The 20972-nt window shown below is 63.1% G+C and carries 19 protein-coding genes and 2 riboswitches; of the genes, 3 read left to right on the top strand and 16 right to left on the bottom strand.

The genetic code is table 11. The features are described 5' to 3' along the window. Positions 1-10 precede the first annotated feature (10 nt). The 6 genes from IFT66_RS21195 to cobA all read right to left on the bottom strand — a co-directional run bounded on the left by IFT66_RS21195 (position 11) and on the right by cobA (position 7615). Positions 11-1654 (bottom strand): ABC transporter ATP-binding protein, encoded by a 1644-nt coding sequence (locus IFT66_RS21195; RefSeq protein WP_192078846.1) that lies wholly within the window; start codon positions 1652-1654, stop codon positions 11-13. Further along, positions 1647-2474 (bottom strand): ABC transporter permease, encoded by an 828-nt coding sequence (locus IFT66_RS21190; protein ID WP_192078845.1) that lies wholly within the window; start codon positions 2472-2474, stop codon positions 1647-1649. The genes IFT66_RS21195 and IFT66_RS21190 overlap by 8 nt, the downstream gene beginning before the upstream one ends. Next, positions 2471-3478 (bottom strand): ABC transporter permease, encoded by a 1008-nt coding sequence (locus IFT66_RS21185; protein WP_062576949.1) that lies wholly within the window; start codon positions 3476-3478, stop codon positions 2471-2473. Before IFT66_RS21185 ends, IFT66_RS21190 begins: the two co-directional genes overlap by 4 nt. Before the next feature lie 95 nt (positions 3479-3573). After that, complete coding sequence (locus IFT66_RS21180) at positions 3574-5163, bottom strand: ABC transporter substrate-binding protein (protein ID WP_192078844.1); 1590 nt, start codon at positions 5161-5163, stop codon at positions 3574-3576. Positions 5164-5519: 356 nt separating this feature from the next. Beyond that, the gene (locus IFT66_RS21175; protein ID WP_192078843.1) at positions 5520-6833 is read right to left on the bottom strand and encodes a cobyrinate a,c-diamide synthase; all 1314 of its coding nucleotides are present in this window, start codon (positions 6831-6833) and stop codon (positions 5520-5522) included. Beyond that, positions 6830-7615, bottom strand: coding sequence for a uroporphyrinogen-III C-methyltransferase (gene cobA / locus IFT66_RS21170; RefSeq protein ID WP_192078842.1), 786 nt, complete (start codon positions 7613-7615; stop codon positions 6830-6832). The genes IFT66_RS21175 and cobA overlap by 4 nt, the downstream gene beginning before the upstream one ends. Positions 7616-7677: 62 nt before the next feature. Here cobA and IFT66_RS21165 point away from each other — a divergent pair, with 62 nt between their 5' ends. Beyond that, a complete protein-coding gene (locus IFT66_RS21165) occupies positions 7678-8793 on the top strand; it encodes a cobalt-precorrin-5B (C(1))-methyltransferase (protein WP_192078941.1) in 1116 nt (371 codons plus the stop codon). Here the strand turns inward: IFT66_RS21165 and cobM are convergent. The 3 genes from cobM to cbiE are packed head-to-tail and all read right to left on the bottom strand — an operon-like array spanning position 8763 to position 11181. Continuing rightward, positions 8763-9551: a precorrin-4 C(11)-methyltransferase gene (gene cobM / locus IFT66_RS21160; RefSeq protein ID WP_192078841.1), complete on the bottom strand. Its 789-nt coding sequence runs from the start codon at positions 9549-9551 to the stop codon at positions 8763-8765. The two genes, IFT66_RS21165 and cobM, sit on opposite strands and share 31 nt — an antisense overlap. Beyond that, complete coding sequence (locus tag IFT66_RS21155) at positions 9548-9934, bottom strand: cobalamin biosynthesis protein (protein WP_192078840.1); 387 nt, start codon at positions 9932-9934, stop codon at positions 9548-9550. The genes cobM and IFT66_RS21155 overlap by 4 nt, the downstream gene beginning before the upstream one ends. Next, a complete protein-coding gene (cbiE, locus tag IFT66_RS21150) occupies positions 9931-11181 on the bottom strand; it encodes a precorrin-6y C5,15-methyltransferase (decarboxylating) subunit CbiE (RefSeq protein ID WP_192078839.1) in 1251 nt (416 codons plus the stop codon). The genes IFT66_RS21155 and cbiE overlap by 4 nt, the downstream gene beginning before the upstream one ends. 1 nt (position 11182) lies before the next feature. On the opposite strand from cbiE, the gene IFT66_RS21145 reads away from it, so the two are divergent. Next, a complete protein-coding gene (locus tag IFT66_RS21145; protein ID WP_249406541.1) occupies positions 11183-11950 on the top strand; it encodes a cobalt-precorrin-6A reductase in 768 nt (255 codons plus the stop codon). Here the strand turns inward: IFT66_RS21145 and IFT66_RS21140 are convergent. The 7 genes from IFT66_RS21140 to IFT66_RS21110 are packed head-to-tail and all read right to left on the bottom strand — an operon-like array spanning position 11914 to position 20158. After that, the gene (locus IFT66_RS21140) at positions 11914-12678 is read right to left on the bottom strand and encodes a precorrin-3B C(17)-methyltransferase (protein WP_192078837.1); all 765 of its coding nucleotides are present in this window, start codon (positions 12676-12678) and stop codon (positions 11914-11916) included. The genes IFT66_RS21145 and IFT66_RS21140 overlap by 37 nt on opposite strands. Next, positions 12675-13439, bottom strand: a complete 765-nt coding sequence (locus IFT66_RS21135; protein ID WP_192078836.1) for a precorrin-2 C(20)-methyltransferase — start codon at positions 13437-13439, stop codon at positions 12675-12677. The genes IFT66_RS21140 and IFT66_RS21135 overlap by 4 nt, the downstream gene beginning before the upstream one ends. After that, the gene (locus IFT66_RS21130; RefSeq protein WP_192078835.1) at positions 13436-14065 is read right to left on the bottom strand and encodes a precorrin-8X methylmutase; all 630 of its coding nucleotides are present in this window, start codon (positions 14063-14065) and stop codon (positions 13436-13438) included. Before IFT66_RS21130 ends, IFT66_RS21135 begins: the two co-directional genes overlap by 4 nt. Before the next feature lie 2 nt (positions 14066-14067). Next, positions 14068-15375, bottom strand: a complete 1308-nt coding sequence (gene cobG / locus IFT66_RS21125) for a precorrin-3B synthase (protein ID WP_249406540.1) — start codon at positions 15373-15375, stop codon at positions 14068-14070. Then, entirely contained in the window at positions 15372-18674 is a 3303-nt protein-coding gene (gene cobN / locus IFT66_RS21120) for a cobaltochelatase subunit CobN (protein WP_192078834.1), read from the bottom strand. The genes cobG and cobN overlap by 4 nt, the downstream gene beginning before the upstream one ends. 21 nt (positions 18675-18695) lie before the next feature. Beyond that, positions 18696-19733, bottom strand: coding sequence for a cobalamin biosynthesis protein CobW (cobW, locus tag IFT66_RS21115; protein WP_192078833.1), 1038 nt, complete (start codon positions 19731-19733; stop codon positions 18696-18698). Next, the gene (locus IFT66_RS21110) at positions 19730-20158 is read right to left on the bottom strand and encodes a DUF1636 family protein (RefSeq protein ID WP_192078832.1); all 429 of its coding nucleotides are present in this window, start codon (positions 20156-20158) and stop codon (positions 19730-19732) included. Before IFT66_RS21110 ends, cobW begins: the two co-directional genes overlap by 4 nt. Positions 20159-20260: 102 nt before the next feature. Continuing rightward, positions 20261-20487: riboswitch (cobalamin riboswitch) on the bottom strand. 57 nt (positions 20488-20544) lie between these two features. Beyond that, a riboswitch (cobalamin riboswitch) is annotated at positions 20545-20745 on the top strand. A 37-nt stretch (positions 20746-20782) separates the two neighbouring features. Between IFT66_RS21110 and IFT66_RS21105 the strand changes: the two genes are divergently transcribed. Next, the gene (locus tag IFT66_RS21105) at positions 20783-20959 is read left to right on the top strand and encodes a CbtB domain-containing protein (protein ID WP_062576923.1); all 177 of its coding nucleotides are present in this window, start codon (positions 20783-20785) and stop codon (positions 20957-20959) included. Positions 20960-20972: the final 13 nt, after the last annotated feature.

The following is a 20972-nucleotide window of genomic DNA, read 5'->3' as shown; positions in this document are numbered from 1 at the left end:
ATATCGATCTTCAATTTCCCGCGCTTTCCATCCGCCGTGTCGTCAAGACCTTCTCCAGCCAGCCGAGCTGCATCTCGGGCACGGATTTGAGGAGAAGGTCGGTATAGTCGTCGAACGGTGGCGACAGCGCCTGGGATTTCGGCCCGAAGCGGACGAGCTTGCCGCGATGCATGACGGCGACCGAGTCGGCGATTGCCTTCACGATTGCGATGTCATGGGTGATGAACAGATAAGACAGCTGCTGTTCTTCCTGCAGCTTCATCAGCAGCTTCAGGATCCCTTCCGCCACCAGCGGATCGAGCGCCGATGTGGGTTCGTCGCATAGGATGAGCTCGGGCCTTGCGGCAAGGGCGCGGGCAATTGCCACGCGCTGCTTCTGGCCGCCGGAAAGCTCAGCCGGATAGCGATCGATAAAGCCGGTGCCCATCTCGATCTGGTCGAGCAGTTCCTTGACGCGTGCGGTCTTGGCCGAGCCACGCAGGCCGTCATAGAAGGTCAGCGGACGGCCGATGATGTCGCGCACCGTCTGGCGCGGGTTCATGGCCGTATCGGCCATCTGGTAGATCAGCTGGATGCGGCGCAGGTCGTCTCTCGGCCGGCTTTTCAGCAACGGCGTCAGCGGCCGGCCCTCGAAGGTGATCGCGCCGCTGCTAGGCGCCAACAGGCCGGTGATTACGCGCGCCAGCGTCGACTTACCCGAGCCGGATTCGCCGACGACCGCAAGCGTCTGGCCCTTGCACAGATGCAGGGAAACATCGTGCAGCACCTTGAACCCGTTCGAATACTGGGCGCTGACATGATCGACCCTGAGAACCGCTTCGGTCTGGTCAACTGCCTCCTCGCGGGCTGCCTGGCGCACATTGACCAGCGCACGGGTGTAATCCTGTCTCGGTGCCTCGATGATCTGCTGCACGGGACCGTATTCGACCATCTTGCCGTGGCGCAGCACCATGATGTCGTCGGAGATCTGCGCGACGACGGCCAGATCGTGGGTGATGTAGAGCGCTGCCGTATCGGTTTCCTCGATCGCGTGCTTGATCGCCGCGAGAACGTCGATCTGGGTCGTCACGTCGAGCGCGGTCGTCGGTTCGTCGAACACGATCAGGTCGGGTTTGGAGCAAAGCGCCATCGCCGTCATGGCGCGTTGCAACTGGCCGCCGGAAACCTGGTGCGGAAAGCGATCGCCGAAAGTTTCGGGGTTCGGCAGACCGAGAACCTGGAACAGGTAGAGAGCGCGCTCGCGAGCATCTTCCTTGCTCATCAGGCGATGCTTGACAGTCGCCTCGATAACCTGGTCGCCGAGCTTGTGGGCGGGGTTGAATGCGGCAGCTGCCGATTGCGCGACATAGCAGACGCGGGCGCCGCGCAGCTTGCGGATGCCACTCTTCCCCAGTTGCAGGATGTCGGTGCCGTCAAGTTTCACTTCGCCGCCGGTGATTTCGGCGCCGCCGCGGCCGTAGCCTAAAGCCGCGAGCCCGATCGTTGACTTGCCGGCACCGGATTCGCCGATCAGGCCTAAAACCTTGCCCTTGGCGAGATCGAAGGAGACGTCGTCGACAATGGTGATCCGCTTTGGCTGCTCGCCGGGCGGATAGCTTGTCGCCTCGATCTTGAGGTTACGGACGGACAGGAGATGGGATGAAGCTTCACGCATCGCCGCGGCCTCCCTTCAGGCTGGAGGTTCGCTTCAGGAGCCAGTCGACCACAAGGTTGACGCAGACGGCGAGAGCCGCAATCGCCGTTCCAGGCACCAAGGCCGCGGGAATGCCGAAGATGATGCCGTCCTTGTTGTCCTTCACCATGCCGCCCCAGTCGGCGGTCGGCGGCTGGATGCCGAGCCCAAGGAAGGAGAGGGTGGAGAGAAACAGGATCGCAAACGCGAAACGCAGGCCGAATTCGGCCAGCAGCGGCGAGAGCGTATTGGGCAGAATTTCGCGAAAGATGATCCAGATCTTGCCTTCACCGCGGAGCTTCGCCGCTTCCACGAATTCCATCACGGCGACATCCAGCGCCACGGCCCGGCCAAGCCGGTAGACGCGGGTGGAATCAAGGATCGCCATCACCAGGATCAGCACGATCAGGTGTTGCGGCAGAACGGCCAGCACCACGAGCGCGAAGATCAGCGTCGGAATCGACATCATCAGGTCGTTGAAGCGGGAAAACACCGTATCGAGGAGGCCACCTGAAACGGCGGCGGTAAAGCTCAGGATGATCCCGAGCGAAAAGGAAATCACGGTTGCCGCCAAAGCGACAATCAGCGTCGTGCGCGCACCGAAGATCAGGCGCGACAGGATATCGCGGCCGAGATTGTCGAGGCCGAAGAAGAATTGCGCATCGGCCTCCTGCCAGACATTGCCGACGACTTCCGTCTCGCCGTAAGGGGAAATCCAGGGCGCGAACAGGGCGCAGAATAGTGCGAGCGCGATACCGAACAGGCCGACCCAGGCGGTGATGGGGATTTCTCTCAATCTCATCGTGGATGCCTCAGACGGGGGTTGGCGATGATCGCGAGAATGTCCGCCACCATGTTGAGGAGGATGTAGACGGCTGCAAAGATCAGGCCGCAGGCCTGGACGACCGGCATGTCGCGCACGGTTACCGCATCGACCATGTACTGGCCCATGCCGGGATAGACGAACACAACCTCGACCACCACGACGCCAACGACGAGGTAGGCGAGGTTCAAGGCGACGACATTGATGATCGGGGCGAGCGCATTGGGTGCCGCATGCTTGACGATCGCGCGCCAGCCGGACAGGCCCTTGAGCTCGGCGGTTTCCATATAGGCCGAGGACATGACGGAGAGGATCGCCGCCCGCGTCATGCGCATCATGTGGGCGAGCACGACGAGAACGAGTGTCGCGGTCGGCAGGGCGATCGTCTGGAGGCGCTCCAGAAAGCCCATGCCCTGATAGACGGTGGCCGGGAAGGTGGCGATGCCGAAATTGACGGCGAAATAGAGGATCAGCAGGTAGCCGACGAAGAATTCCGGAAGCGAGATGGCCGCAAGCGAAATCACGTTGATGATCTTGTCCGGAATGCGATCGCGGAAATGCACCGAGAGCATGCCGAGACAGATCGCCAGCGGCACGGCGATGACGGCGGCGAAGGCCGCGAGGAAAAGCGAATTGCCCAACCGGTTGCCGACCTGTTCCGAGACCGAATTGCGGCTTGCCCAGGATGTGCCGAAATCGCCTTGCAGGACACCGCCCAGCCAGTCGAAATAGCGGGTGACAAGGGGCCGGTCGAGGCCGAGTTCGGCGGTGATGTTGGCCACAGCCTCCGGTGTCGCGGACTGACCGAGATAGGTGGAGGCGAAATCGCCGGGCAGCGCTTCGACGCCGCCGAAAATCAGGGCCGACACTGCCAGAAGCAGGATCAGCGAAAGCACCATGCGCTGGGCGATAATGCTCAGCAGCGGAAAGCGCTCTCTCAAGCTGCGGGCCGGCGAACCGCCAGCCTCTGTGGAATTGGACATATGGCGCGATCCCGTATCCGAAATGAAGGGTTCAGACCGCAGGTTTTCCTGCGGTCCATATTCATCGGCGGGGCTGGACAAGCCCCTATCGGGTATCAGGCGTCGAGCCAGACGCGGGTCGCGACATAGCCGTTCGACATGTCGTTGCCGATGTCCTTGACGTAACCCTGGAGCTTCTTCGACGCCGCGTTCACGAAGTCGTTGAACATCGGCAGGATCGTGCCACCTTCGTCGCGCACCAGCACCGCCATCTCGCGGTACATTTCACGGCGTTTGGCTTCATCCAGTTCACCGCGGGCGGTGATCAGCAGCTTGTCGAACTTCTCGTTCTTGAAGCGGGTGTCGTTCCAGTCTGCAGACGACAGATAGGCGCCGGAATAGAACTGGTCCTGCGTGGCGCGGCTGCCCCAATAGGAGGCCGAGAACGGTTGCACGTTCCAGACGTTCGACCAGTAGCCGTCACCCGGCTCGCGCTTGATCTCGATATCGATACCGGCCTTCTTCGCGCTCTGCTGGAAGAGAACCGATGCATCGACAGCGCCCGGGAAGGCAACTTCCGACGTGCGCAGAAGCACCGAGCCGCTATGGCCTGATTTCTTGAAGTGGAACTTCGCCTTGTCCGGATCGTAGGAGCGTTGCTCGATGCCCTCGGGGAAGAGCGCATAGGTATCGTTGATCGGGAAGTCGTTGCCGACCTTGCCGTAGCCGCCCAAGATGCGCTTGACCATTTCCTCGCGGTCGATGGACAGTTTCAGGGCCATGCGCAGATCGTTGTTGTCGAACGGCGCCTTGTCGCAATGCATGATGAAAACGTAGTGGCCGCCGCCGGACGTGGTCAGAAGCTGCACCGTCGGGGCGCGCGTCAGAAGCGGCACGGTCTTTGGATCGACGCGGTTGATGAACTGCACCTGGCCGGACGACAAGGCCGCGATGCGGGCGGTTGCGTCGTTCATGGTGATGATTTCGACCGTCTCGACATGACCGCGGTCGGAACGCCAGTCGCTAGTGTTCTTCTCGAAGGTCATGCGAACGCCAGGCTCGAAGCTCTTGACCTTGTAGGCACCGGTGCCGATGCCGGCATTCGGCGCGTCGACACCGCCGTTCGGCTGGATGACGAGATGGTAGTCGGTGAAGATCGCGGGAAGGTCGGCGTTGCCGCTGTCGAGCGTCACGACCAGATCGCCGCTCTTGTTTTCGATCGACTTGATGGATTTCAGAACGCCGGCTGCACCGGATTCGGTCTTGCTATCGCTATGGCGCTTCAAGGTCGCGACCACGTCGTCGGTGGTCATTTCCTTGCCGTCGTGGAACTGCACACCCTTGCGGATCTTGAAGGTCCAGGTCTTGGCGTCCGGCGATGGCGACCAGGATTCGGCAAGCGATGGAACCGGTGCGCGGGTTTCCGGATGGGTTTCGACCAGCGTATCGCCCCAGGTGCGGACCGCGGTGAACATCACCTGGGAGGTCGCCTTGGCGGGATCGATGCTGTCGGTCGCGGCACCACCCTCGAGGCCGAGCTTCAGGTTGCCGCCCTTCTTGGGGGCCCGTGCGGAGGCGCTGGTTGCGTAGAGCTGGCTTGCTGCAGCCAGCGTCACGCCCGCTGCCATGGCGCGGCCCATGAATTCGCGGCGGTTCATGCCACCGGTGGTGACCCGGCCGGCGAGATATTTCGTAATGTCGTTCATTTCCCTGTTCCCTTTTATTCGATGCAGTTTTCTGCGTTCGTAGTCTGCGCTGTCTCGCCGGGTTTCCTCTTCCACAGCGGTTTGCGCATTATTCCGTCGATCGTGGGAAATGGTTCGGTTGCGGCCGACATAACTTCCTTTCTGATGCAGTCCCCGGCTCTTATCGTGCGAGCTCTATGCCTCGGGAAATAGTCTGCTTAGCGATCGAAGGCCCGTTGAGGCGTGATGGAGATTACGGTCGCGTTGCCGCGTGGGTGAGCCTTCGCTACGACATTAAGTGCCTTCGATGCGACACATTTAGCAACCCCCCATGGGTTGCGAAAATTAGGCCCCTTTCGAAAGGGAGGCAAATCCTGCTAATCGCGCGCTATCGCATGGAAAAACGTGCCGGTCACCCTTCCCCGAAAACCGCCCGACGGACCTATTTCGTCGCCTCGACCATCTGCAATCATAGCGAGAGGTTGGTCGGTTCCGGCTTCGATCACTCGAGCATAATGGAATTCGTGGCCCCGCACCACGTCGCCTATTTTACCAATGGCACTTTCTCTCATCAGGCGCGCCTGGCGGTAGCCGAGGTTCATCTTACGCTTGGAAAAGCTTGTGGAATGGGAAAGCAGGCCGGTCATCGCGTGGCTTGCGCCGTCGGCATCCTCCAGCCTTTCGCCAAGCACCATGTAACCACCGCATTCGCCGTGAACCGGCTTTGTGTCCGAGAAGGTCTTCAGCCCCGTCTTGAACGTTTCAGCCGCTGCAAGCTGTCCCGCATGCAGTTCTGGATAACCGCCCGGCAGCCAGCAGACGTCGCAGTCGGCCGGCGGCGCTTCGTCGGCAAGCGGCGAGAAGCGGATGATCTCGGCCCCCATCGCCTGCCATTCCCGCTTGATATGCGGGTAGAGAAAGGTGAAGGCGGTGTCTTCGGCAAGTGCGATCCGCTGTCCCGGCGGCGGTAATGCCTTTTCAGTCGTACCGGAGGGGATATCGAACGGACGCGCTGCCTCGAAAATCGCGTCGAGATCCAGCGAATGTTCCATCGCATCGGCCAGCCGGTCGATATGGGCGTCCATCTGCGGATGTTCGCTTGCCTGCACGAGGCCCAGATGGCGTTCGGGCAGCGTCAGGGTCGGATCGCGCAAAATCGTGCCGACAACCGGAAGCCCGATTGCGGAGATGGCGTCGCCCGAGAGTTTTCGGTGGCGCTCACTTCCGGCCCGGTTGAGCACGCAGGCTGCCATCTTCACCGTCGGATCATAATGCATGAAACCGCAGGCGACGGCTGCGGCCGTCTGGCTCTGTCCTGATACGTCGAGCACCAGCAGAACCGGCAGGCCGAACAGGCGGGCGAGATCGGACGCGGCACCTGAGCGACCGGGTTCGCCCAGAATGCCGTCGAAAAGACCCATGGCGCTTTCGATCAGGATAAGGTCCGCATCCTCTGCCTGGCCGCGGGCCAGATGCCGCAGAAGATCGGGGGCCATGGCCCAGCTGTCGAGATTGAGCCCGGGCAGGCGGGTTGCCGCTTCGTGGAAGCCGGGATCGATATAGTCAGGCCCGGTCTTGATGCCGCGCACCTTGATGCCCCGCCGCTGGAAGGCGCGCAAAAGGCCGATGGTGACGCTGGTCTTGCCGGAACCGGAGCGCGGTGCGCCGATGATCAATGCGCGGGCCGTCATGGTGCAGGTCCCGTAAGAACCGCCTGCATCTCGACGATCCGGCCGATCACGATCAGCGCCGGCGCCTGGAAATCCTGGCGCTGCACTTCTGCTTCAACGGTCGCAAGCGTCGCAATCATCGAGCGCTCCAAGGGTGTGGTTGCCGCCATCAGAACCGCGACGGGTGTATCGCCTGCCAATCCGCCCTCCATCAGCAGCCGCGCGATCGTGCCGATCGTGCTCACTCCCATATAGACGACGATGGGCTCGCCCGTCTTTGCCAAAGCTTTCCAGTCGAGATCGCCAGGCGTGCCGGCGGCATGGCCGGTTGCGAGTGTGATCGAACGGCTGATGCCGCGCATCGTCGCCGGAATGTTGGCGCAGGCGAGTGCGGCAAGGGCAGAGGTCATGCCGGGCAGAATCCGGAAGGGGATATCCGCCTTCACCAGCGCTTCCGCCTCTTCGCCGCCGCGCCCGAAGATAAACGGGTCGCCGCCCTTCAGACGCAGCACGCGTTTGCCTGTTCTCGCGAGCTCGATCAGCCGCGCGGTGATATCGTTCTGCGCGACCGAAGGTTTGCCGCCTCGTTTTCCGACGAAGATCATGTCGCGTGTTTTCGCCAATGCAAGGACGGCGTCGGAGACCAGCGCGTCATGCACGATCACGTCGGCTTTTTGCAGCGCATCGGCGACTTCCAGCGTCAGATAGCGCGGATGACCGGGGCCAGAGCCGGCCAGCCAGACATGGCCGGGCTCGAATTCCGGCGCTTCGACGATGGTTTCGATCAACTCATTCATGGGCATGGAGTGCAAACCTTTTGCCGGCCGGTGAAGGCCGGGCTATAGAAACGACCATGGAAGCCGCCATCGATATTGACAGCAAGACCCTGCGACGTGGCTGGACCACGGGAACCTGCGCTGCGGCCGCCACGAAGGCTGCCTGTCTGGCGCTGATGACAGGCGAATTTCCGACGCTGGTGGAGGTGACCCTTCCCGGCGGCCAACGGCCGGGTTTTACGCTGGCCATCGAAGAAGTGGGCGAGGGTTTCGCCAAGGCCGGCATCATCAAGGATGCCGGCGACGACCCCGACGTGACCCATGGCGCGCTGATCATGAGCACAGTGCGGCGCGGTGCGGCGAAAAGCGGCATCACCTTCAAGGCCGGACCCGGCGTCGGCACGGTAACGCGGCCCGGTCTGCCGCTGCCACCCGGCGAACCCTCGATCAACCCGGTGCCGCGGCAGATGATTGCGCAGGCGATAACAGAGGTTGCCGGCGAGGGCGCCGATTTCGAGGTGGAGATTTCGGTGCCCGACGGCGAAAAGATCGCCGAGAAGACGCTCAACGGCCGGCTCGGCATCGTCGGCGGTATATCGATCCTCGGCACGACCGGGATCGTCATTCCGTATTCGTGCTCGGCCTGGATCCATTCCATCTGGCGTGGCATCGATGTGGCGCGCGCGGCCGGCCTCGATCACATTTCCGGCGCCACCGGCAATACGTCCGAAAAGGCGGCTCAGGCCTATCATGACCTCTCCGATGTCGCGCTGATCGACATGGGTGATTTCGTCGGCGGCATGCTGAAATATATCCGCAGCCATCCGGTCAAGAAGGTGACCGTTGCCGGCGGTGTCGCCAAGATGACCAAGCTCGCCCAAGGCATGCTCGACGTGCATTCCAAGCGCGGGCTTGCCGATCTTGAAGCGCTTGCCAAGGTGGCGGAAGACGCCGGCGCCGATGCTGATCTCGTCGCGCGGATCATCGCTGCAAACACTGTCGCGCAGGCGTTCGAGATGGCCGGCGCGCGTGGTCTGAAGCTCGGTGACCGCATTGCCGCGCTTGCCTGGAAGACCGCCGCAAAGTCGCTCGGCGACCCTAAGATCGCGCTGGAGATCCTGGTGTTCGACCGGCACGGGCAGCTTGCCGGACGGACGGAATTCACGCCGTCCGATCATTCCGGGTCCTTAGCCGCAGAGAGCTGATCCCAGCCGGGGCGGAAACGCCTTACATAGTCTGCATTGTATAGCTGGCTCTCGACGAAATCATTCGCTCCCAGTCCTTTGCCGACGAAGATCAGCGCGGTGCGCTCCGCCGGTTCTGCTGCCAGTATCGCGACGATATCGGCAAGCGTGCCGGTTATGATGCGCTCTTCCGGCCATGAGGCGCGCACGACGATCGCGACCGGGCAATCGGGACCGTAAAGCGGCGTCAGTTCCTCGACGATCCTGTCGAGTGCATGGATGGCGAGATGGATCGCAAGCGTTGCACCTGTCGCGCCAAACGCTTTCAGCGTTTCGCCCTCGGGCATTTTCGAGGCGCGACCGGATACGCGGGTGAGAACGAGGCTTTGCGCGACTTCGGGAATTGTCAGCTCCCGCCGCAACGCGGCGGCGGCAGCGGCAAAGGAAGGGACGCCGGGGGTCAGCGTATAGTCGATGCCGTATTTCTCGAGCCGGCGGATCTGCTCGGCCACAGCGCTCCAGACCGAAAGATCGCCCGAATGCAGGCGGGCTATATCCTTGCCGGCCTTGTGAGCGGCAACATACTCGGCCTCGATATCATCGAGCGACAGGGAGCCGGTATCGACGATCCGTGCATCGGTCGGGCAATAATCCAGCAGTTCCTTCGGCATGATCGAGCCTGCATAAAGGCAGACCGGCGAGCGGCTTAGGATGTCGCGACCACGGACGGTGATCAGATCCGCGGCACCGGGGCCGGCACCGATGAAATGGACGGTCATGGATAGTCTTTCGTTTGCGCCAAGGCGCAGGTGGCGCCCTGGGATATCAGCCGCGGCACGATGATTTCGGACCATTCCCCCGCAGCTGCAAGCGCCGCACCCTCGGACAGGCTGGATGACGGCGTCTGCGCAAGGCTGTGGCGGGAAACGGTCTTGGTCCGCGGCTCGGCCTCCAGCAAGGCCTGGTCGCTGACGATGTGAAGCGGAATGCCCAGCGTTTCGGCCAGTTGCAGAATGCCCGGTTCCTGCCGCTTGATCTCTCCGGTGGCGAGTGCCCCGATCGATCCCCTGACGATACCGGCCTCCGTGCAGGCCGCATCGAGCGCGGACAAGAGGTCTGCGCGCGTGGTGCCCTTGCGGCAACCCAAACCGGCGACGATCATGGTTCTGTTCCTTTTGTCCAAGTCCACTGCGTGACCGGCATGGCCGGTTTCCAGCCCTGCATCGACCCGACGGGCGAGGCGCGCGAGACGTCCATGCGGATGAGGCTTCCGCCGAGCGTGGCTTTTGCGGTCAGCAGCACCGCTTCCATCTCCAGCGTCACGGCGTTGGCAACGAGCCTGCCGCCGGGCTTGAGTCCTGCGACGGCTGCATCAAAGACGCCCGGTTCGCTGCCGCCGCCGCCGATGAAGATCGCATCCGGTGGGGGGAGGCCATGGAGCGCCGACGGTGCTTCGCCCTCGACCACGACGAGGCCCGGAACCCCGAGGCGTGCGGCATTGCGCCTGATACGCGCGGCCCGCTCGGGATGGGCTTCAATGCCGATCGCCTTCATCGACGGATCGGCCAGCATCCATTCGATGCCAATCGAACCGGATCCGGCGCCGATATCCCAGAGCAGTTCGCCGCGCCGGGGCGAAAGAGCCGACAGCGTCAAGGCGCGGATCTCGCGTTTGGTGATCTGACCGTCATGCTCGAACAGGGCGTCATCGAGGCCGAAGCCCAGCGGCAGAACGCGCGCCGGACCGTTTGCGGCAACGTCGATCGCGACGACGTTCAGCACGTTGATATCCTGCAATGCAAATTCGTCCGCCTGCACCTTGCGAATGCGCTCCGCTTCGCCGCCAAGCGCTTCGAGCACGGTCAGCTGCGATTTCCCGAAGCCGCTCTCCGTCAGGAGCGCCGCCAGTTCCGCAGGCCCCCGTTCATCCGATGTCAGCGCGATTACGCGCCGGCCTGGATGCAGGAGCGGGCGGATGAGATCCAGCGGACGACCATGAAGCGAGACCGTCTCGATCTCCTGCAGCGGCCAGCCGAGACGGGACGCTGCGAGCGAAAATGCGGACGAGGACGGATAGGAGACGAATTCGTCGGCCGGCACATGGCGTGACAGGGTTGCACCCACGCCGAAGCAGAAGGGATCGCCGGAGGCGAGTACGCAGACCCTCTTTCCACGCAGAGCGACGACATCGCGCATCGCTGGATCGAAGGGCGTCGACCATGGCCGTGATTCGCCTGTGATGAGGGATGAGGCGAGCTCCAGATGCCGCTTTCCGCCGAACACAAATGCGGCGGCGGCGATCGCGTCGCGGGCATTGTCGCCGAGACCCTTCACGCCATCCTCGCCGATGCCGACGATGGACAGCCAGCGGCTTTGGTTTAAAGCTCTCACTTCTGATTCAGGAGGCAACTTGACTTACTCCATCCTCATTCTGGGCGGTACGACCGAGGCGAAGGCCTTGGCCGGCCGGTTGGCGACCGACCCGGAATACCAGATCCTCGTTTCGCTTGCCGGCCGCACCAAGGCGCCGGCGCAGCAGCCGGTGCCCGTGCGGATCGGCGGGTTCGGCGGTGCGAAGGGCCTCGATGCCTTTATCCGTGAGCAGGGCGTGGATCTGCTGATCGACGCGACGCATCCGTTCGCGGCGCAGATTTCTCGCAATGCGGCTGAAGCGGCGGCGTCCTCGGGCGTCGAAATCCTGGCTCTGCGGCGTCCCGCGTGGTTGCGGCAGGACGGCGATCGCTGGCAGCAGGTCGGCAGTATCGAAGCCGCGGTCGCAGCGCTCGACATTGCCCCGCGCAAGGTTTTCCTGACGCTCGGCCGACAGGAACTGCTGCCGTTCGAGGTGAGGAAACAGCATCGATACCTGGTGCGCAGCGTCGATCCGGTCGATCCGCCGCTGGACCTGCCGGAAGTGACCTACATCACTGCCCGCGGGCCATTTTCCGAGGGTGACGAGATCCGGCTGCTCGAGGAGCACGGCATCGACCTGATCGTCTCGAAGAACAGCGGTGGTCGTGCCAGTGTGGCCAAGATCAGCGCTGCACGGCGGCTTGGCATAGACGTCATCCTGATCGACCGGCCAGAGCTGCCGGATGTGCCGTCTGCCACAAGCGTGGACGCGCTGGTCGACCGGGTGCGTCACTGGACGCTCTCCCGCAGGAACCGCGGCGAATAGACGATCGGTCGCTTGCCGGTTCTTTCGATCAGCTTGGTCTCTGTCGTGCCGACGATGACGCAGGTCGCCATGTCGGCCATGTCGCCCTGAGCTTCCGCCAAGGGCACGATCCGGATAGCCTCGTCAGGCCTGCCGGCGGCGCGACCGAAGATGACCGGAACCGTGCCCGGCAGGTTGGCGCGCAGGATATCGAAGGCTTCGTCCAGCTGATGCGGCCGCGCCTTGCTGATCGGATTGTAAAAGGCCATGACGAAGCCGGCCGTTGCCGCTGCAACAAGGCGCTTTTCGATGATTGCCCAGGGTTTCAGGTTGTTCGACAGCGAAATCGCGCAGAAATCATGGCCGAGAGGCGCTCCAGCCTTTGCCGCAACCGCCAGCATGGCGGTGACGCCAGGTACGATGGACAGATCAATGTCGCGCCATTCTGCCGGACCTTCATCGATCGCTTCACAGACGGCTGCCGCCATCGCGAAGACGCCGGGGTCTCCACCCGAGACGACGCAGACCTTGCCGCCTCTGGCTGCCATGTCGATTGCCGCCTTGGCGCGTGCCAGTTCCTCGCGATTGTCGGATGCATGGCGGCGTTGGTCCGGCCGCAGGTTCAACCGGTCGATATAGGGGAAGTAGCCGAAGAAATCGGTCGCCGACGCAACCGCCGACAGCGCTTCCGGGGTGATCTGGTCCGGATTGCCGGGGCCGAGGCCGACGACGGTCAGCGATCCCGTCATTCTGCCGCTCCATGATCGGGTCCCGGACGGTTGGTCCATCCGGGAACGAGCACCAGCGAGAAATAGGGCGCAGGGCTTTCGTCGCGGGTTTCCAGTCGCTCCGAGGCGCCGTTGGCCATGGTGCCGCGTTCGACATAGAGCGCGCCTGAAAGCTTGCCGACTGCGGCCAGCGCCCGGCGGATCTTCGGCAGGTTGCGCCCGACCTTCATGATCACGGCGCCATCGGTATCGGCGAGACGCTCGATCAGCTTTTCCTCGGACAGAGTGCCGGGCAGCACGCTCAGGATATCGTCTCCCTGCACCAGCGGCAGGCCGGTCATCGACCAGCAGCCGGACATTGCGGTGACACCGGCAATGACATCCACCTCGTAGCGATCCTTCAGCCGGACATGCAGATGCATGTAGGACCCGTAGAACAGCGGGTCTCCTTCGCTCAAAACGGCGACGGTCTTTCCGGCATCGAGATAAGCTGCGACTTCTTCGGCCGACCGATCGAAGAAATCGTTGATCGGCGTCTTGTAGTCCGCCTCGTCCTTGTGGGTCTCAACCGTGACCGGATAGACCAGCGGCAGTTCGATCGTGCCCGGGCGGATATGGGCGTCGACGATGGTGCGGCCGTTGCCTGAGGATCCCTTCTTGCAGAAGAACGCCAGCACATCCGCTTCATTGATGGCACGCACGGCCTTCAACGTCATCAGTTCCGGATCACCCGGTCCGGTGCCGACGCCGATCAGCCTGCCTTTGGTACCATTGGGGTTCAAAGGCCTGTCCTCGCCAGCGCGTTGACGGCGGCAGCGGTCATGGCCGAGCCGCCCATGCGGCCGCGGACCACGGCATAGGGAATGCCATGTGCCGATTCCATCAGTGCTTCCTTGGATTCAGCCGCACCCACGAAGCCGACCGGCATGCCGATGATTGCGGCTGGGCGCGGTGCACCGGCATCCAGCAGTTCCAGCAGGTGAAACAGGGCCGTCGGCGCATTGCCGATGGCGACCACCGAACCTTCCATCGCGTCCCACAGATCCAGTGCCGCTGCCGATCGTGTATTGCCGATCGTCTTTGCCAGTTCGACCGTGCGGCTGTCGCGCAACGTGCAGATCACCTCGTTATCGGCCGGAAGCCTTGCCCGGGTTATCCCCTGCGCCACCATGAACGCGTCGCAATAGATGGGCTTGCCGTCCAGCAGCGCATTGCGGGCTGCAGAAACAAAGTCGTCGGAGAAGCGGAAATGTTCGGCCGCCTCGACCAGGCCGCAGGCGTGGATCATGCGGACCGCGACATCCGCCTGCTCTTCCGAAAATGCGGAAAGGTCGGCTTCCTCGCGGATGATCGCAAAGGACTTCAGATAGATCGCATCGCCTTCGTGGATATAGTCGTAACTGGTCATGGTCATCCTGGTATGGCCGCCTGGCGAAGCCGGTCCGGACCGATCCGGGCAAGGCAGGCAGCGGAATTTTCCCCCGATCGCCGTTCCGATCGAACGAGAGCGGCAAGGCGGCGAAGCGTGGCGTTGGTATCGGCAAACGCGATGGAAGCAAAGGGTTGGCCGCTCGCTTTCGCAGAGGCAACCAGCGAAACGTGATCCGGCATGCCGCACAGCGTCAGTGCCGTTGCTTGCGGATGGGCGCAGCCCTTAGGGCAGCCGCTCACATGCAGCTTGAACGAACCGTCCAGCAGATCGGCGCATTCTGTGGCAGCGCGCGTGGCGATCTCGTGGGTGGCAATGGTGCCGGAACGGCAGGCCGGGCGTCCGGTGCAGGCAGCGATATGACCGCGCGGATCGGCAGCCGACGTCACGAAACCGGTGTCTGCGGCAAATGCCGTCAATGTGCGGCACGCGGTCTCGCTGCCGAAAAACAGGAGCGAGTGATCGAGTGCCGGTTTGACGGTGCGGAGGTCCAGGCGGGTGGCCTCGTTGCAGAGGGCAATCAGGTTTCCGGCATGGGTCTGGCCGAATGCCGGGCCGATGCCGGTCGCGAATGTTTCTTTCGACAGGGTATGCAGCGTGAAGGGGGAGACAGTTGCGGCAGTGAAATCGTTGACCGGCAAGTCTGAAGCGAGGTCGCGACCGCGGGCATCGCTTCCAAGCGAGGCGAGGTTTTCGAGCAGTGAGACGGTCGCCTCGACGGCCTGTGCTTCAGTCAAAACATTGAAAACGCGCCCGGAACCTTCGGTGCCGCCAAGCAGGATCTTCCAGCGGATTTCGCCACCCGCTTCCACCGCGACCAGCCGGATATCGGCGATCAACCCGGAAAGCGTCAGCCGACCTGCACCATCGACGATGACAGACGTCTTTGGCGCAAGGCCTTTGATGTCACGGGCGCCGTGGCTGATGGCGTCCGCCAGCGGGCGCGGATCGGCGATTTCGGTTGCGTCCTCACCGGCAAGCGGCGGCACTTCGACGGCAAGGCCATCGCGCAGCGGCAGGTCCAGCGCTCGCACCTCGGCCTCGAGACGCGGCGCGGAAGTCTCGCTCAAGCCACGGATCTGTAGATTGCCGCGGGCTGAAATGTCGATCATGCCATTGCCGTAGCGTATTGCCAGGCGGCAGAGATCTGCCAGTTGCTCCGGCGCGATTGCAGCGGTCAGCGGCACGCGCGCAAGCAGGCCGTCGCCCGTCATCATCGGCGCAGAGAGTGCAGGGCAGGCGCCGCGTCTCATATCCGGATCGGCTCGATCGCGTGCGATTGCCGTCATGCGACCAGCCTTTCGCAGTCTTCGGCCAGCATCTCCAACTCGGCATCCACCGCGTTGCGGCGTGGATGCCAGAGACCGCGATCGAGCGCGGCGCGGAACCGCAGGCCCATGTAGCGGGCGCCTTCGGGGTTCTGCGACAGCAGGAAGTCGCGCACTTTCTCGTCACCCAGATAGGCATCATAGGTCGCGTCGATCAGCGATTGCGGAACGGCGTGGGTGGTCTCGGCAAAGCCGATCAGCCGGTCGACGGTTTCGACCAGTTCGGCTGCACCGCGGGGGCCGTGGCGCATCTGGCCGGCGATGAAGCGTGGGTTGACGGCACGGGCGCGCACGACGCGGGTCACGGCCTCGGAAATGGAGCGTGCTTTCGGCTTTTGCGGATCGGTCGTATCGAGCGCGATCACATCCGCCTTGCCGCCAAGTGCCGCCACAGCTGCTGAAAAGCCGCCGATGAAGGCAACGTCGGCGGACCCGTCGAGAAGATCGCGGCCGGGATCGTCGCCGGTATGGACAAGCAGGTCGGCGCTGCCGATTCGCTCGGCAAACCCGCCGGGAACGTGGACGCCATCTCCATCGGCACCGCCGAATGCGTGGCTGGTGGCGTCGAGATAGAGACGGCCGAGTTCCTCGCGTTCGCCCCAGCTGCCGTCGGCAAGCTTTTCCTCGATGCCGGAACCGTAGGTACCGGGGGCCGAGCCGAAGATGCGCGGGGGCACATGGCCGAGCGTCTGCGCATCCTCTGCCAGCGGATTGTCGCCCGGTGCTTCCTCACGCGCGGCAATCGCCCGCATGGCGGCATCAAGAAGCGCGATCAGTGCCGGAAACATGTCGCGGAACAGGCCGGAAATTCGAAGGCTCACATCGATACGCGGGCGTCCAAGCGTTGCAGGCGCCAGAACCTCGATACCGGTGACGCGGCCGGTTGCGGCGTCCTGGACGGGTCTGGCACCCATCAGCGCCAGAACCTGCGCCACTTCCTCGCCGCCGCTTCGAAGCGAAGCGCTGCCCCAGAGGTCGAAGACGAGGCTTTTCGGCCAGTCGCCATGGTCCTGCAGGTATCTGCGCAAAATCTCGTCGGCGGCGCGCTTGCCGAGCTCGAACGCGGTCGGGGTCGGCAGGGTGCGCGGATCGCTGGCGTAAAGATTGCGGCCCGTCGGCATCACATCGCGGCGGCCCCGTGATGGTGCGCCCGACGGACCGGGGCGGATATGCCGGCCATCGAGAGCATCGAGCAGCGCCTGCATTTCGGTTCCGGCACTGGCGATCCGCAGCGGATCGTCGTCACCGTCGGCGATTTCGCCGAACACGTGCTGGCCGTCCTTGATGGCGAAGTCCTTGAGATCGCAGAGAAACGCGTCGATGCGGCTGAGCGCCGTGTCGGGGTCGTCATCACCGGTTATGCCGGCCTCGGATGCCAGTCCGCAGTCGCCGGCAGTCTCGACGATCAGTTTCGCCAGCCTGTCGCGGCGGCGCCTGTCCAGCCCGTCGGCCTGCGCGTACTCATCGACCAGCAGCTCGAGTTTCGTCTGCTCGTCCGAAAGGCCTGCGCCTGTCAGAACCGGCGGCAGGTGGCCGATGGTCACTGCGGAAATGCGCCGCTTGGCAACCGCCGCCTCGCCGGGATTGGACACGATGAAGGGATAGATGACCGGCAGGCCGCCGGTCACAAGTTCCGGGAAGCAGTCTTTTGACAGCGCCACGGTTTTCCCAGGCAGCCATTCCAGCGTGCCATGGGCGCCGACATGAACGATCGCATGGGCACCCACGGCACTGCGCATCCATTGACCGAAGGCATGAAGGGCATGGCGCGGCGGCAGGTCGGGGCTGTGATAGTCAGTGCGCCGGTCGGCATCGCGGCCTCGGTCCGGCGCAAGCGCTACCGTCACGTTCCCGAACTGCGCGGCGCGGAAACGATAGGCACCGTCTTCCAGATCCGCGTCCATGGCCGGTTCGCCCCAGGCGGAATCGATTCCGCTTGAAGGGCTGTAGGTGGCAAGTGGATATTGCGCCGTCCTGGCGGCCAGGAGATCCAGAAGCGCGCGCGGAGTTTGCGGGATATCGGAAATCGAATAGCCGGCTGTCGATAGCGTGCTGAGGATCGTGAGAACGCTTTGCGGTACATCCAGACCGACGGCATAACCGGTGCGGCCCGGCGCACTCGGATAATCCGGCATCAGGACGACGAGTTTCCGCTTCGCCCGGGACACGGTCTTCATCGCCAGGAAGGCGGCGATCCGGTCTGCGAAGTGTTCGATACGGTCCGGTTCGGGCTGGTTGACGAGATCGGCCGTCTTGTCGCCTGCCTTGAACGAGATCGCGCCGGCAAGGATGCGGCCATCCAGTTCCGGCAGCACGACATGCATGGCAAGGTCGGAAGGGTTGAGGCCGCGGCGGCCTTCCATCCATCCGTCCCGCCGTGTCGTTGCGGTGACCAGCTGGAAGACGGGAATCCCTGAGCGGTCGAAAATCGTGTCGCCGTTGTCGTCGGTCGCACTTGCAAAGGCGGTCGTGGTGAGAATGGCGGCCGGATCGAGCTCTGCGATCGCTTGTTCGACAAAGCCGATGGTGTCCGCATCCTTCAGGCCGCCGACGAACATCGGCATCGGTGCGAACCCGCGGGCGGCCAGCGCCTCGTACATCGCGTCGATCGGGGCCGCATCATTGGCAAGCAAGGTGGAGCGGTAGAACAGGATCGGCAGCCGCTGCGCATCGGGCGGGAAGCCAGCAGTAAGCTCATCTGCGGTCGAGATGCCGTGGCCGGGCTTGTAGAAGCCCCGTTTCGGCATCGGCGTCGCGGTTGGCAAGCTTTGCGTATCGCCGCTTGCCAGCGCATCCAGGCGGCGCGCCAGAAGCTGCATATTGTCCGGCCCGCCTTCGCGGAAGAAGGCGAGAACGTCCATCAGCGTTGCATCGGGCACGGTCGAGGCAGCGGCCAGGCGGTCATCGCTGATGCTGCATTCGCCCGGCAGCATTGCGAGCGGGATCTTCTTGCGCTTCGCCAGCCGCGACAACTGATCGGCGCCATAGGCCCAGCGATCGTAGCCGCCTAGAATGCGCACGAGGATGAAGCGCGCATGGGCCGCGGTCTTTTCGAGCCAGAGATCGACGGACATCGGATGGCGCAGGTCGGAGATATTGGTAAGGCAGAGGCTCGCCTTGCCATTACTCCAACCCGCTGCGATGCCGTTGAGGTCACTGCCGGAAAAAGACAGCACCACCACATCCGCCGGCGACTGGTTGAGGTCGACCGGCTCGATCAGGTCGTCGAGCGACGACGAGGTGGTGGCGAGAATATGCATCCTTTTCCTTCTACAGCCCTCTTATGCCGTCAGCATCTTTTCGATCGCAGCCCGGTCTATGCCTTTTTCGCCGATCACCACGAGGCGGCTCTGACGGCTCTCGCCGGGGCCCCAGGCGCGGTCGAAATAGTGGTTCACGCGTGAACCGACCGCCTGCACCTGAAGGCGCATCGGCTTGTTCGCAACGTCGACAAAACCCTTGATGCGCAAAACGTTTTCCGCTTCCGCCGTGGCGGAAATGCGGGCAGCGAGCTCGTCCGCATCGGCAACGGCTGGAATATCGATGACGAAACTGTCGAAATCGTCGTGATCGTGGTCAAGCTCATCATCGTGATGGGTCTTGCGGTTTTCGATATCGTCCTCGACGGCAAGACCGAGACCGATCAGCACGCTCGGATCGACGGCGCCGTTTGCGGCCGGCACGATCTTCACCGCCCGTGGCAGATGCGCCTGGACACGGCCCTTGGCGGCGGCAAGCGATGCCTGGTCGAGAAGGTCGGTCTTGGTCAGCACAATCATGTCGGCGCAGGCGATCTGGTCCTCGAACACTTCCTCGACCGGATCGTCGTGGTCGATCGAGCTGTCCTGGCTGCGCTGCGCTTCCAGCGCTTCGTGATCGTCGGCAACGCGACCTTGCGCGAGAGCCAGACCATCCACCACGGCAATGACGGCATCCACGGTGACGCGGGCCTTCACGTCCGGCCACTGAAAGGCCTGGACGAGCGGCTTCGGCAGGGCAAGGCCGGAGGTTTCGATCAGGATATGATCGACGCGCGGTTCGCGGGCCAGGATCTGGTCGATCGCCGGAACGAAATCGTCGGCGACGGTGCAGCAGATGCAGCCGTTGGCAAGTTCGATGATGTTGTCATCTGGGCAGCTTTCGATGCCGCAGCTCTTCAACACGTCGCCATCGATGCCAACATCGCCGAACTCGTTGACGATGATCGCGAGCCGCTTGCCCTTGAGGTTTTCGATCAGGTGACGGATCAGCGTGGTCTTGCCGGCACCGAGAAACCCGGTGATGACGGTGCAGGGAACGCGGTCGAATGAAACGCTCATGAAGGCAGGTCCTCGTGGTGCTGGAATGGGGGAATGCGGGCCGTCATGCCCTTGCCGCGAAGGCACATGGGGCGGCCGCGAAGGGGAAGTAGACCGCGCTCGTCGTCAGCCAGCATCATCGCGCCGACCAGGATGTCCTCGACCGTGTCGAGCGACAGATGACCAAAGACATAGGACCAGCCGGAGCGATGGTTGAAGGCAGCACTTGGGCCTTTTTCGCAGTTGGCAAGGCAGGTGACGGGTTTGATGGAGAGCGGTTTGCCGGCGGCCGCCTCGCGAAGTGCCGCCATCAGGCCGATGCCCGGGCGCGCTTCGCTATTGGAAGCCTCGCGACAATTGGTGCAGACGAAAATCGTCACATCCGGCTCGCCGGCAAGGCCGTCTACGGACGCGTCGCGCTCGTCTTTTCGTTCGTCAATCACCATCGTGTCGCACTACCGCCCAAGTCAATAACATCGGGGTGCACGACAGGAAGGCAAGCCTATCCTGCAGAGTGAAAGAAGCTTTTCCGGAGCACCCCGCCCGGAAAGGCACGTTTTCGAACGGCAGGTCTCCTGGCTCGCGGGTCGTCACCATCCGCCTGCCTTCCCGGATTTCTCCAGTGGCTTTCGTGGCAGGATGGCTCGCCGCTTACAGTTGCGGGGGCAGCCGCGGCATTGAACCATGGGATCTTAAAGATGATCCCGGGCTCGCACCGCATTCTCTCTTAGCCCCTACCGTTGCCGGCAAGGGACCGTATCGCAGTCACCTAAGCCTTGTCGCAGGGCAGTGTCAATGTCGCAAAGGCGATTGCCCGTATGGGGAAACCGTCTATAGTGATCACGTCTTTGGTGCCCGAGAGGGCTCATCGAAGGGAATGCGGTGCGACGACATCTTGGCGTCAAACCCGCGGCTGCCCCCGCAACTGTAAGCGGAAAGTCTCTGCTCAACATGCCACTGGAGACATCCGGGAAGGCGGGTCAGAGGCGTTCGATCCGCGAGCCAGGAGACCTGCCGGAGACGATAGGCACAGTGAAAGTCCTCGGGTGGAGGGCAGAAAGACGACGTCCATGGTTACGAACTCTGCTGCCGGTGCAGCCAGCGTTTCCGCATCGAAAATCATTCCTCTTGGCATGACAGCCATACTCGGCCTGTTCATCGTCGGCTTTGTCGGCTTTTCGCATATCGAGGCTGTGCACAATGCGGCTCACGATACGCGACACTCGCTGGCCTTTCCCTGCCACTAAGAGGAATTCCTTA

Origin of the sequence: Rhizobium sp. CFBP 13726, from assembly GCF_014841925.1 — a bacterium.
GTDB classification, from domain to species: domain Bacteria; phylum Pseudomonadota; class Alphaproteobacteria; order Rhizobiales; family Rhizobiaceae; genus Neorhizobium; species Neorhizobium soli.
The sequence above is the reverse complement of the archived record's forward strand: the minus strand, read 5'-3'. Positions and strand labels throughout refer to the sequence as shown.